Origin of the sequence: Paenibacillus hamazuiensis, assembly GCF_023276405.1 — a bacterium.
Classification (GTDB): domain Bacteria; phylum Bacillota; class Bacilli; order Paenibacillales; family NBRC-103111; genus Paenibacillus_AF; species Paenibacillus_AF hamazuiensis.
This window is the reverse complement of sequence record NZ_JALRMO010000001.1, coordinates 6,383,624-6,396,288: the sequence shown is the minus strand read 5'-3', so window position 1 is coordinate 6,396,288 and position 12,665 is coordinate 6,383,624. Positions and strand designations below refer to the sequence as shown.

Here is a 12,665-nt window from a genome sequence, read left to right as displayed (position 1 = left end):
TCATTTTTTCAATCATGTTCACAAGAGAACATTATAGGGGATTGGAGATTTGGTGCAGAAAGGGAGGCAAATGTAAATGACTGCTGAAAGAAGCGGAGTAAGTTTAACAGGGGAGATGGCTGGAAATGTCGCCGTTGAAGAGGGTGAGTGGAGGAAAGCGATGGCATTTGGCATGAGTTTGGGGCTTGCAAAATATTTCGAAATTCGGCTTAGGCAGGTTGAACTGGAGTATATCGATATGCTGTATACGATAAAAGATGCCGATTTGGTCGAGCATTTACATGAGGAGGCATACTCGAACGAGCCGTGTCGCCAAGGATTCGAGCGTATTCTGGATTGTATTGAGCTTTATCATCAAGAGCAAATGACACGAAGTAAACCTTTACCTGGCCTTTCTAAATGAATCGGAACGGCAAGAAAACCTATCATCCATGCTTGTCGAGGGAATTTACATTGCGACATGGGATTGAAAACGTATTAGGTGAAGCGGGGATTTCTCCCCGCCTTATTTATCTTAGCGGATCTAATTCTTCGCTTCGTGTAGCGTATAAGTTTTTTTGAGTAAATGCCTTTTGATACCCCGCCGCTCGCTACGGGGAGGTTCATTTTTGTATTCGGCTTATCACACCCCTTTCAAAGTTCTTACAAATATCGTTGCAAATCGTTTCCGCTGGTGCTTGTTCAGGACTTCGCTCCATGTTAAATGTTCCAGTTCAGGCAACGCCAGTGTTGTCGGGTGAGACATTAGCTTTTTCACCTGTAAGCTTCTGAAAATGCCTTGCTTGCTCAAGGTGATACGCTCTTTGTTGCTCACGGTAATGTTGCATTTTCATGTGCCAATCATACATTTGTTTGCAATAAGCGTCATGGTCGCGGGTGTAGGTGGGCATTGCATAAAAAGTGAAATTGTTCATATCATTCCTCCTGAAGTTTGTATATGGCGTGATATTGAATCACAGCAACAGCCTATGTGCATTGACACAAGGGAAGCACGGCGTAAACCCATTTTTTCAGCGTTTTGGGCTTACAGGGATGCTTACAGGGATTTCTTAATGCATGTAAGCTTGGGACAATACTGTTTCATCCCATCCCAACAGCCCCATATGCAATTTTTGCACAGCTCCGGCTGTTTTGGCTTGTACTCATAATTTAGAATCATTTGCTTTGACAATTTAATGTTCCTCCTATATTGGAAAAATTACCAGCTTACAATTTACCCATTATTTCCAAGACCTATTCGTCGAAATAAAAAAGCCCTATGCGACAAGGGCAAGGGGTCAAGAAGGGGTGACTGTATATCACGTCTCATTGTATTCGGAATGGATTGTTTAATGTGAATGTTTCGCAAACACTTCCATTTGCATTATGTTCCGCCCTTCGTTAAATTTTTTGCGGGTTAAGTAATCATTATAATCAGCGGATTTATATTTGTAAAATTTTAAATATATTCGTGTAATTGTGCCGTTTTAATTAAGGTCAGGGATAACGGGGATATTATCCACAAAATTCACAGCATTCTGTGTGGATAACTCCTGAATAAACTTCAACTTCGTCATATTCACTGCTCTTTCTGTCGTTCTCCCGCCGAATCCTACTTCCAATCCCCTGCTATTGCAATGCGAAACGAGGACATCGAATCCATTGAAACGGAGAGATGTCCTTTTTATTTTTCATCCCGTTATGAAGGCAACCGTATTGAAAGGGCAGGGAAATCGGGAAAAGGGATAAGCCTAAAAATATTGTGCTCACTTCGCTCAATTATGCTTGAGTGCTGATGTGCTTATAATACAACAACAATACGAACAAGGATTCTCGTATTTTGAGAAATATCAGCGAGGAGGGGCAGAATGGAAAAGAGATCTATCGCGGATAGTCGGAGCAGGGAAGATAACGAGCGAAATGGTGCGGGAGACTTTGGGTTGTTGCTAAAGCATTACAGGAAGCTGAGGAATATGTCGCTAAAAGATTTGGAGGATGCAAGCGGAGCAAGCCAGTCGTATATTCATCGATTGGAGAGCGGCGAACGTATAAGTCCGACGATCAAAAAACTCCTGCAACTGTCAAAAGCATTGCGAATACCCGATTCGGTACTGATCTCGACGATTATCAAAAACTCTGTTGAGGATGCCAACGAAGAGGGGAAAGCATTGTCGCTATCGGAGGCATTGATTCAGAATAATTATTTCGTAGGAAGTAGGACGCTCAGTATGGAAGCAAAGCAATTACTCATTCAAATTGTCGAGTATATTGCAGATTCAGAGTGGTCGGCGACCAGCAAGATCCGCGAAATGTACGAGCTGTCGGAGTTGATCGACCAACTAAAGAGGGTAATGTAAAGACATAGGGGAACGGGAGAAGGAGCGATTTGCTTGCTCCTTCTTTCATTTTTGTTTACAAGCAAACCGTATTGAAAGCCGCTCGATACATAACTTATCATTGTGGTACAGCAATTATGATCGCAGGAGTTCCGAAAGATGAACATATACAGCATCTTCAGCGGCGGTAACGTAAAGCCACAAACCCATGAGAAGAGAATGATAAGACAATATCTGATTCAGACTGGCCGGATACATCGCTTCCAACTCAAGACGAACATAAACAAAGAGAGCTTCCAAAACATTAAGACGACCCGAGAATTTGAGCGGCATGTCCAGACACGAAACCTGTTCGGCGAAATATTCATCAATCTGGATATGGAAGAACAAGTTTGGTATCATTGCGAGTTTATTGTCGGCAACGATGCCTGGATCTCGAAGGATAGTATCGGGATCTACCGTTATTTTTCGAAAACACATTTTGGCGGCACAATTGGGCTAAATATTTTCGATGTCATTGAAATTCTTTTTTGTGGCGATGAAGAAGCTGGGGATGCATTTCAAAATGCACGAAACAGACTTGCAAAAATAGTAGGGCTTGAGGGATTGAAGGATGAATGGAAGGTTCAACAATTTGAAAAGTACCAAAACAATTTGGTGTATATTCGAGGCGGAAGAGCTGAACTGGAACAAGAGTATCCCGAAGTTTTTAAATTCATCCAAAGATATCGACCTATTTTGGAATACATGAACAGCCATAAGGAAGAAGGATTGTTTCGAGCATTCACCTATCGGGATGAACACGTTTTCTTTACCTCGACTAATCGCATAAAAGAAAAGCTTGGGATCAGTCAATCTACCGCCGCGAGATCGGTGAACATGCTCACCCTCATCGGTTTGATAATAAAGATTCCGCATGACAAGCTCCCAAGCAAGTTGCTCGAAATATCGAATCGAATTTTGGAGTATCGGGCGAACAATGGGTTTAAGGGCGGCAAAAGAATCACTTTTTATCGTGTGCCGTATTATGACAGAGAAACATTGGAATCTGCCGAAGAGATCGTGAAAAAGCTTCAAGCCGCTGGAGTGTGGGGAAGTCTTATCTCAAAGGAGAGAGTCATCAAGCTGTTTGGAGATGCAAAAGCCAAAGAGGTGTTTCTTGCCGATTACGTTGTAAAACAAGCCGATATAACTGCCGCAGAAGGTGACTCAGACATGCAGACCGATGATGATTTGCTGTCTGACGAGGATTATGACTACATACCGTTTTGAAGCGAAGATGCAATGCTTCGCTTTTTTAATACCGACTTTCTTTCTTGGTTTAACGCACTAAAATCGAATTCTGATTGCCTGGCGAAATTGCGAATCGCCTGGTGTTTGCAAAAGACTGAGCGAATTTGCAAATGTCAGTTGCGATGAGTATTCGCATTAAAGCTAAAACGCGAAAGCGAACAGTGAATTCCATGGTTTTGTCAGGCGGGCGAAGGCCCGCACCGAGCGATAAGGCAAAAATGCATGTCGTTCTGACGATTTTGAGCAATAATTTAAGTCACTTTATATATGCAACCATTTTTTAACAAATGGAGGATTCTTCTAATGTTTCAGTAAGTTGTTTACTGAATACGTCAGCATAATAAAGCTTTTTTCTCGTTGCCAAGAGAAGCGGCAACACACATTCTTTTACGCGAAGGCGAGTGTGAACTTTAGCTTGTCGTTGTCAGTCAGCCGGAAGATGCGGCGACAAAGAAATTCGCTAATCAATCAGTGATGTGGCAAGTCCACACTGCTTTTCGAAAAGTTTTGTCGCTAAAATATAGGATAATGTATTCCGAAAGTTGAAAGTGAAATGATTCACATTCCATAAAGCGGCAGAATCAAGACCGTTCGGTTTGCCCAGATGTCGGATACACACACATGGTCTTAGCTCGAACGTGGTTCGACCGAAAATCGCAACATAGCTCTTGCGAAGCAGGTTAACATTGAGACAGGGGTTAGGGATGAAAGGAGATGTTTTAATGGAAACAATGCGGGAGCCGCAAGTTCGGGATTTTCGAAGGCTGGCTGTTTATCAAAAGGCTATGGACTGGATCGGTCAAATCAGGGAGATTGTCAAGGCATGGGATTGGGAGGACAGGAAAATTGTCGGCAATCAGATTTTGAGGGCTTCGACATCTGTCGCGGCAAATCTTGCTGAAGGTAACGGGCAACTGTATTTGCAGAAAGAGATTAACTTCATTAATAACAGCCTCGGATCTTGTGGGGAGTCTCAGATGTGGTTGGAGGAGGCTCGGAATGCTGGGCTGATTGACCAGCAGACTTTCGAGCGACTGGATAACGAAGCGGTTGAAATTCGAAAAATGCTGGTCGCCATGATAAAAAAGGTGAAGGCGGAAATAGGAGAAGACAGGAGAGCAGGATAAGGAAGCGGAACGGTATTTGGCTTAAAAAGTTATGTATCAAGATACATGTGGCTTATTTGAATTTAACCAGTCTGAAAGTGTAGGAGTTTTGGGATATACAAGATTCTGCTGAGAAGAAAACTCTCCACAGAACTAAGAATTATGAATAGAGGTTATAAAGCGAGCGAAAATCACCTTGTCATGCGGTGGGCCAATCACTATAATATGATTATTGAATCAAATCTACATGAACATAAAGTGCTTTTTGCTCGAAGGAACGTGATTGCTTAAAAAAAAGCAATCACATTCAATATCGGCAAAAGCACTTTTTTTATTGACTGGGAGGCAAGAATTAAAGATTGGGGTTAGGAAGAAAACACTTTTGGAAAGCGAGGGAACGTAATGATTGATAAATTTGAGAAAGCTTTGTTGGCAGACGGAAAAAGTATATTGACGGTTCAGGCTTATATCAATGATATTCGACAATTCTCAAATTGGCTGAAGGAATCATTGGGTTATGAATCAGATTCAATTACTGAAACCGATGTGCGGGAATATAGGTAGTATTTGAATTTGCAGAAAAAGCTTAAACCGACCAGCATCAATCGCAAGCTCAAAAGTGTGGTGCAGTTTCAGCGATTCCTTGTGAGAGCTGGCATTTGCAAAGAAGAAATAAAACTGTCGAAAGTGTTGCTCAAGAATACAGTGGAGTTAGATCGGGAAATCAAAGTGGTCGAGAAGCACGACATGTATCGATTGAAGCGAACCATTGAAGCGGACAACAATAAACGAGATATTTGCATTTACTACCTCTTGTTTGGAACAGGCATCAGGGTATCGGAACTCGTCAACATTGATATCGTAGATGATCTCGTTTTGACAGAGCGAAACGGCAAGAATAATTATAGCTATGTACTGATACGAAGTGGGAAAGGTAATAAATCGAGGAAGGTTAATCTCAACCGCCGTTGTAAATGCGATAAGAGATTATTTGGATGTCCGTCCCTCTTCGGAATCGAGTAAATTGCTCATAGGACAAAAAGGGGGGCTTTGACGCGGCTGGCGATCAATAAAACTTGGACAAATATAGTGTTAAAGCCCAGTTGGAGCAAAAAGTAAATCCACATTCCGCCAGACATACGTATTGTACGCAACTCGTGAAAAGCGGAGTTGATCCGAAAACAATATGCTTGCTTTCGGGTCACAGCTCTATAGATGTTGTCTATCGTTTTTATGTCAATAGTAGTGCGGAGGATAAACAAAAAGCGGTTGATGGATTACAAATATGAGGTCAAGTAGTTGGAAGATCTATATTATAGAAGAAAAAAATCAGTGCCATGAAGATGATGTGGGTTGCAGTGACGTTAAAAAAAACGGGGACTGTTGCCTATAGGACAAACACGTGGCACTTTTTATTTATGGGGCAATGGGAGGTATGACATTTGGCAATTCAAAAACGACCATGGAACGATTCAAAGTTACAACGCTTTATCCAAGAAGGGAGAGGGAGCGGAGAGGGAAAGGAATATAAGTCTTGGCTTACGGTACATGACCAGCCGAGTAGGGGGCGTGTCACAAGAATACGTGGATGGAAAACGGACAGAATCCACCATTTTCTTGCTGATCAGGAGTTGAAGTATTTTTATCTTTTAGAGTTTTCGGATGTTCAGGATATCCGTGAGTATTACCCCCTCCTTGACTTGTACGAAATGAATTATTTGTTCGACGAGGGTATGCTTGACAAACTCATTGATCGGAGAACGGGTACGCCGCATGTGTTGACTACCAGCTTTTTAATAACGGAGTCGGATGGTCGGGGAGGTGTTCGTTACAAAGCGAGAAGCATCAAAGACCCGAAGGAATTGGAGAAATCATCCACGCTGGAGCGATTTGAACTGATCAGGCGGTATTGGCAGGAGAAGAATATTGAGTGGAAATTAATAAACCCTAATCTTCTTCCAAAACAACGCTCAGTAAATATCGAATGGGTACATTCTGCTTATCAATTGGATGGTTGGGCGATGGAGGGGGAACATCCTCAATATTATCTTCCTCATTTGATTGAACGGTTCCAGGCAAAGGGAGCCAGTGTTCGTCAGATGCTTGAACAGTTTGAGCGGGATTTAAAAACGCCAGGGGGAATGGGACTCCTGCTGTACAGGCATTTAATTGCAACAAAGCAGATTCTAATTGACATGGACTGCCCGATTGATCTGAATGCGTCGGTTGAAACCATTCAGATTAGAGCATCCGGTGGCGGAAGGGAGAATACATATGCTACTGGCAGTTAATACGCTGATACAACTCGGACAAGACGAGAAGAATGTAGAGCGAATTATTTGGCTTGACGAAACTTGCACCTACTGTTTTGTCATTCCGATTTATGAAAACAAGTATCCTAAGCCAAGAAAAGTTGCAGACATATTGCAAGAAGTACGGGCAAGGCAATTTGAATTGTTGGCAACCGATCCGCTGATGCGTCCCGTTTTCGAAGAGGGTTTGACAGATAGGGAACGGCAACATCGAGAACAGGCATGGGAAGTGGTTCAATCCATTGCAGGTTCAGAAAACGAACCCGCCGTTTTCTTTGCGAGGACGAGAAATCGATTGCTTCATGACGCGGCGAAAAAATATGGGATTAGCGAGAAAACAGTCGGTAGATGGCTTCTGAAGTATTGGAAAGGCGGGAAGACAAAAAATGCCTTACTGCCGCTGTATTCAAATTGCGGTGGAAAGAACAAGGAAAAGAGGGCTGGCAGTTCAAAACGAGGCAGACCCCGCAAATATGGAAACAAAGATGATGGCATCAATGTAACGGAAAACATTCAACAAATTTTCCGCCTTGCGTTAAAGAAATATTATTACAACAAGGGGAAAGGATCGTTACGATACGCTTATGAACAAATGGTGAAGGAGTGGTTTTCGGCTGATTATAAGATACAAAACGGAATCAAGATTCCTGTTGTTGCCGATAATACATCACTGCCTACGCTGGATCAGTTTTTGTATTTTTATCGAAAAGAAAACTCCATACGAAAGGAAATCTCAACCAGGCACAGCCCAAAAGAGTATGAGCTTAAACATCGAGCTGTTTTAGGAAAAGCAACGACCGAAGCCATTGGACCCGCAAGTAAGTATTTGATTGACGGAACTTCTTTCGACATCTACCTGGTCTCAAGATTTAACAGAAATTGGATAATCGGAAGACCGCATTTGACGTATATTCAGGACGTGTTTAGCCACATGATCGTTGGGGTTCATATTGGTTTGGAGGCAGGCTGGATGTCAGCGGCGATGGCGATTGCCCATACCGTTGAGGACAAGGTGGAGTACATGAAACGGTTCGGTATTGATATCTCGCCTGAAGATTGGCCTTCCAGATATTTGTGTGAAACCATCATGGGAGATCGCGGCGAACTGTTTACCAAGAAAGCAGAATCTATAATTCAAAACCTAAACATTACCGTCCAGAACACGTCTTCTTATCGCGGAGACTTAAAGGGAATTCTGGAAAGGCATTTTCGGCTTACTACTGATTTGGTCAAGCCTCTTCTGCCTGGTGCAATTAATGAAGATTTTCGTCAGCGAGGGGGACGAGATTATAGATTGGATGCAAAACTTGATTTACAACAATTTACGAAGTTGATTCTGTTGTGCGTGTTGCATTTTAACAAACATCACTATCTGAGCAATTATGATCGGCAAGAGATGATGATTGAAGATGATGTTCCATGCGTTCCGCTTGCTCTTTGGAATTGGGGGATTAAATATCGAAGCGGGAAGCTACGTGAAGTCCCGAAAGATATTGTAATGCTTCATCTGTTGCCAACGGATGAAGCCACTGTCACGTTTCAAGGCATCCGATTTCAAAAAATGTATTATAGCAGTCCGACCGTCATACACGAACGATGGTTTGAACGAGCGAGACACAAAGGGAATTGGAAAATTTCGATTTCTTATGATCCAAGGGATATGACGGTTTTGTACATCCGAGGTATAGGGGAACGCGGCTATGAGACTGCTTTTTTGTTGGATCATCTTCAAAAATACAAAGATAAGACTATCGAGGAAGTCAATTATTTGATGGCGATGGAGAACATTCAAAGGACTGAGCATAACCAAAATGCTATTCAGCCCAAAGTTGATTTACTCACAGAAATCGAATCCATCGTAAAAGAGGCGGAAAAAGAAACAAACCTACAGAATATTGGGGGTTCGAAAGCAGAAAAGTTAAGAGATATCCGTAGCCATAGGAATTTTGAAAAGCAAGTTCATCAAAAGAATGAAGCATTTGTTTTGCATGAAAATCAAATCAAAGGTACTGAAATACCCGCAGTAGAAGCGGAACAAGATTACTTTGCGGATTTCAGCCTGTTTCAAAAGAGGCAAGAGGAGCGATTTTGATGAGTGAGGTTCAAATACCAAATGGGATTCGGGCGATGCAAGCACAATATGTCGCTCAGGAAATTATGGATTATCGGGATAACCCGTTATTGGAGGCACTTCCGCCCATTCTTTCGAAATCTGAAGTGATTCAGGCAATGGCACAGTACCCTTATTTTGATCCGAGCGAAAGACAGATGGATGCTCATTATCGTTTCCACTTGATTCAGCGTCTCTTTTCATCGTTCTTCCAACCACTTCCAGTTCATCTCGATCTCGAATCAAGGATTTCTCGACTTATTCGGCAAGGATACATAAACAGGAATCCCCTTGCCGCCCATCATAACGAAAGTTTGATAAAGGGTTATGAGGATATTGTTAGCGGCAGAGTTGCCTTCTCTCAGAATACGACAGCGGCGGGACTTACAATTACAATCATTGGTGCTTCAGGCATGGGAAAGTCAACGACAGTGAACAGAATCCTGCATCTTTACCCACAAGTTGTTGCCCATTCCATCTACAAGGGGCAACATTTTAACCAATTGCAAACTGTCTGGTTGAAGTTGGAATGCCCACATGACAGCTCGGTTCGGGGACTCGTGAATAACTTTTTTGCTCAAATGGATGCCATTTTAGGCACAGATTATTTTGCGAAATTCGGAAAAAACAGCAGGCTATCAGCTCAATCGCTTCTTCCTGTGGTAAGTCAAATATGCCGTAACAGTTGCCTTGGGCTGTTGGTGATTGATGAGATTCAGAATTTGAATGCGAGATCCAGCGGCGGAGAACAAATGCTTAATTTCTTTGTTTCTCTTTCCAATACATTAGGTGGGATTCCTCTTATATTCATTGGAACGCCAAAAGCTGTTTCGGTGCTACAATCCGAATTCCGTCAAGCAAGACGAGGTAGCGGACAGGGCGATCTTATCTGGCTCCCCATGAAAAAGGAAGATCAGAATTGGAATTTATTTTTACGAGGGATGTGGGAATACCAGTGGCTAAGAAAGCCCGTTCCTATTACCACTGAGCTATCCAATTGTATTTACGAGCAAAGCTGTGGCATTTCCGATATTGCCGTAAAATTGTTCGTTATGGCTCAAATTCGAGCTATTACATCTGGTAAAGAAGAGTTAACCACTGAACTGATTACACAAGTTGCAAAAGAGAGCTTGAAGCTCGTCCAACCGATGCTTAACGCCATGAGGTCGGGCAATCCTGCGAAAATTGCGAAGTACGGCGATATTAATACGATCAATATAGAGGGCTTCGTTACGGCGGAACAGAATAAAGTCGAGGTAGGTGCTTTGATTGATGACTTTCAAAAACAACGCCAGGAACAAAAAGCGAACACAGAAAAATTAAAGACTGATGCGATATTTCGATTAAGTATCTTGGGGGTAGGGGAAAAAGAAGCGAGGAGCAGTATTGAAAAAGTAATTGCTTCAAGTTCTGGAGAATTTGGATTAAAGGAACTTGTCCAGAAAGCATACAAACTAAACGTAACAGGGGATGAAGGGGAAAAGGAGGCAGAGGAAAAAACGAAAAATGACCTTCGGAGGATTGTTCAGCAGGGGAAGGAACACGGAATCTCGGCAATACAGGCATTGACGGATGCGGGATTCGTACAGACTGAGTTTGATTTAGGAGCGGTATAAATGGTTCCCTTTTTTCCCACTTTGCACGAAGATGAGCTATTGTATAGCGGGATTGCCCGTTTCCATATACAAATGGGGAATATCAGTCCAAAATCGACGATAAAGGAGCTTTTTGGTTCGACATCGATTTGCTCATCAATTGAGTTGCCTTCGGGAATCGATCAATTGGTGAGTAATCTGCCAATTGGTTCAAAGCTCACGGCGTCTGAAATCATTGATAAACATACCTTATATCCATTTTATTCTGCATTTCTTCCGCCGCTACAAGCCGGAAAAGTAAAAAGCCTGATGAAGAGTCTAAATGGAAAGGGAATATTCGCTTGCTCAGGATTAATGGCGAGTTCCATTAAAGCAAACGAGTGTTTAAGGTATTGCCCTATCTGTGGTCTTTCCGATCAGAAAAATTACGGAACGATGTATTGGCACAGATTGCACCAGATCCCTGGTGTTACGATCTGTGAAAAGCATGGATGCTATTTGCTGGACAGCATAGTTCCGGTACAGCAGGTGAATAAACATGTGTTTACTGCATCAAACATTGATTTATGTCCAGTGGAATCGGTTCGAATGGCAACGTCAAATGAGGGAAATGGGCAATACCGTTTACTTCTTAACTCCATTTACTCATTAACTCAAAATAAATACCCGCATCGACCTTTGGAGTGGTTTCAACAACGCTATCTGAACAGGTTGATACAATTGGAATATGCCACTCTGAAAGGACGGATCGATCAGAATAAATTAAGAAGAGATTTTACTGATTTTTATGGATTGAAAATCTTGGAGAGGTTTCAATCCATTGTTCAAGGGGATTCGAATTGGCTCACCGAGATTGTCCGTAAAAATCGAAAATCTTTTCATCCTTTGCGGCATCTGCTACTCATTCATTTTTTAGGGTTAACCCTCGATGAAATCTTTTACGGAAAAAATGAATCCGATACATTTGGCTCCCCTCCATGGGAATGCCATAATCCAGCGGCAGAGCATTATGGTCAAAGGGTCATTGAGCAGATCGAGTTTAACAAACGAGAAACAACAAAAAGAAGGACGGCTTTCTTTCACTGCTCATGCGGATTTATATATTCCAGAAGCCTTGATAATGATGATGAAAAGATACGGGTTAAAGAATACGGGGACATCTGGAAAAAAGAACTGAAAAGACTGCTGGAGCAAGGGACATCATTTCGGGAAATAGCCAGACGACTGCATGCAGACGTGAATACCATCATCAAACATGCAAAGCAAACCGAACAGCATATATATAATGAAGAAAAAGTTCAGGATCAGCAAAAAGAACTATATCGCTCAAAGTGGATCATGCTTCAGGAAAGTCACCCTGAAAAAAGCAAAACGGAACTTCGAAGAATGGATAAGCGGCTGTATAGTTGGTTGTATCGAAACGATGAGGCTTGGTTAACAGCGAATTCACCTGGAAAGAAAGCGTCACCGCCGACAAACCAACGGATCGATTGGGAAGCAAGAGACGATGAAATATTGCGATTGGTTGAGTCGGCAGTTAGCGAAATACTAAATCTGAATACAAAGCCCCCAAAAATCACGATTGGAAGAATTGGATTGATGATCGGCAGAAAGGCTTTGCTGGAGAAGCATTTAGACAAATTGCCGAAGACAAGTGCATGGTTGCAGAATGTTTTGGAGAGCGATGAACAGTTCCGGCTTCGAAAGATAAATTGGGCAATAAAAGAGTTGGAGCAAGAAGGACAGGAGCTTTCCGTTTGGAGGGTACTGCGGAAAGCAACGATTCGAATTGAACATTGTCCACCTGATATCGAAGAGTTAATAAGAATACAAGACTATACCTCAACTACTTTATCGTACTAAAGCTCAACCTACCTTCGACTTTAAAACAGTAGGCACTCAAACGCCCTCTATGTAAAATGATAGCAACTACC

Annotated in this window: 12 protein-coding genes; 11 read left to right on the top strand and 1 reads right to left on the bottom strand. The window is 42.3% G+C overall.

Annotation, left to right across the window (positions count from 1 at the left end; genetic code table 11):
• Positions 1-76: 76 nt before the first annotated feature.
• Positions 77-403: a hypothetical protein gene (locus MYS68_RS27800; protein ID WP_248928942.1), complete on the top strand. Its 327-nt coding sequence runs from the start codon at positions 77-79 to the stop codon at positions 401-403.
• A 310-nt stretch (positions 404-713) separates the two neighbouring features.
• Here the strand turns inward: MYS68_RS27800 and MYS68_RS27795 are convergent, their stop codons facing one another.
• A complete protein-coding gene (locus tag MYS68_RS27795) occupies positions 714-914 on the bottom strand; it encodes a hypothetical protein (protein ID WP_248928941.1) in 201 nt (66 codons plus the stop codon).
• Positions 915-1,847: 933 nt separating this feature from the next.
• On the opposite strand from MYS68_RS27795, the gene MYS68_RS27790 reads away from it, so the two are divergent.
• From MYS68_RS27790 to MYS68_RS27750, 10 genes are all read left to right on the top strand, one after another.
• The gene (locus MYS68_RS27790; protein WP_248928940.1) at positions 1,848-2,336 is read left to right on the top strand and encodes a helix-turn-helix domain-containing protein; all 489 of its coding nucleotides are present in this window, start codon (positions 1,848-1,850) and stop codon (positions 2,334-2,336) included.
• A gap of 138 nt (positions 2,337-2,474) precedes the next feature.
• Positions 2,475-3,587 (top strand): hypothetical protein, encoded by a 1,113-nt coding sequence (locus MYS68_RS27785; protein WP_248928939.1) that lies wholly within the window; start codon positions 2,475-2,477, stop codon positions 3,585-3,587.
• Positions 3,588-4,330: 743 nt separating this feature from the next.
• On the top strand, positions 4,331-4,735 hold the full coding sequence (locus MYS68_RS27780) for a four helix bundle protein (RefSeq protein ID WP_248928938.1): 405 nt from the start codon (positions 4,331-4,333) through the stop codon (positions 4,733-4,735).
• A 381-nt stretch (positions 4,736-5,116) separates the two neighbouring features.
• Entirely contained in the window at positions 5,117-5,278 is a 162-nt protein-coding gene (locus MYS68_RS27775; protein ID WP_248928937.1) for a phage integrase N-terminal SAM-like domain-containing protein, read from the top strand.
• 9 nt (positions 5,279-5,287) lie between these two features.
• Positions 5,288-5,737, top strand: coding sequence for a tyrosine-type recombinase/integrase (locus MYS68_RS38660; RefSeq protein WP_275983529.1), 450 nt, complete (start codon positions 5,288-5,290; stop codon positions 5,735-5,737).
• 53 nt (positions 5,738-5,790) lie between these two features.
• Positions 5,791-6,003: a tyrosine-type recombinase/integrase gene (locus MYS68_RS39185; protein ID WP_420852167.1), complete on the top strand. Its 213-nt coding sequence runs from the start codon at positions 5,791-5,793 to the stop codon at positions 6,001-6,003.
• Between the two features lie 153 nt (positions 6,004-6,156).
• The gene (locus MYS68_RS27765) at positions 6,157-7,005 is read left to right on the top strand and encodes a TnsA endonuclease C-terminal domain-containing protein (protein ID WP_248928936.1); all 849 of its coding nucleotides are present in this window, start codon (positions 6,157-6,159) and stop codon (positions 7,003-7,005) included.
• Entirely contained in the window at positions 6,989-9,118 is a 2,130-nt protein-coding gene (locus MYS68_RS27760; protein WP_248928935.1) for a Mu transposase C-terminal domain-containing protein, read from the top strand. Before MYS68_RS27765 ends, MYS68_RS27760 begins: the two co-directional genes overlap by 17 nt.
• Positions 9,118-10,752: an ATP-binding protein gene (locus MYS68_RS27755; protein WP_248928934.1), complete on the top strand. Its 1,635-nt coding sequence runs from the start codon at positions 9,118-9,120 to the stop codon at positions 10,750-10,752. Before MYS68_RS27760 ends, MYS68_RS27755 begins: the two co-directional genes overlap by 1 nt.
• On the top strand, positions 10,753-12,594 hold the full coding sequence (locus tag MYS68_RS27750; RefSeq protein ID WP_248928933.1) for a TnsD family Tn7-like transposition protein: 1,842 nt from the start codon (positions 10,753-10,755) through the stop codon (positions 12,592-12,594).
• Positions 12,595-12,665: the final 71 nt, after the last annotated feature.

What these genes read in the sequence shown, in the direction of transcription:
- MYS68_RS27800 (WP_248928942.1), top strand. Translation starts at nt 77, where the DNA reads ATGACTGCTGAAAGAAGCGGAGTAAGTTTAACAGGGGAGATGGCTGGA.
- MYS68_RS27795 (WP_248928941.1), bottom strand. Translation starts at nt 914, where the DNA reads ATGAACAATTTCACTTTTTATGCAATGCCCACCTACACCCGCGACCAT.
- MYS68_RS27790 (WP_248928940.1), top strand. Translation starts at nt 1,848, where the DNA reads ATGGAAAAGAGATCTATCGCGGATAGTCGGAGCAGGGAAGATAACGAG.
- MYS68_RS27785 (WP_248928939.1), top strand. Translation starts at nt 2,475, where the DNA reads ATGAACATATACAGCATCTTCAGCGGCGGTAACGTAAAGCCACAAACC.
- MYS68_RS27780 (WP_248928938.1), top strand. Translation starts at nt 4,331, where the DNA reads ATGGAAACAATGCGGGAGCCGCAAGTTCGGGATTTTCGAAGGCTGGCT.
- MYS68_RS27775 (WP_248928937.1), top strand. Translation starts at nt 5,117, where the DNA reads ATGATTGATAAATTTGAGAAAGCTTTGTTGGCAGACGGAAAAAGTATA.
- MYS68_RS27760 (WP_248928935.1), top strand. Translation starts at nt 6,989, where the DNA reads ATGCTACTGGCAGTTAATACGCTGATACAACTCGGACAAGACGAGAAG.
- MYS68_RS27755 (WP_248928934.1), top strand. Translation starts at nt 9,118, where the DNA reads ATGAGTGAGGTTCAAATACCAAATGGGATTCGGGCGATGCAAGCACAA.
- MYS68_RS27750 (WP_248928933.1), top strand. Translation starts at nt 10,753, where the DNA reads ATGGTTCCCTTTTTTCCCACTTTGCACGAAGATGAGCTATTGTATAGC.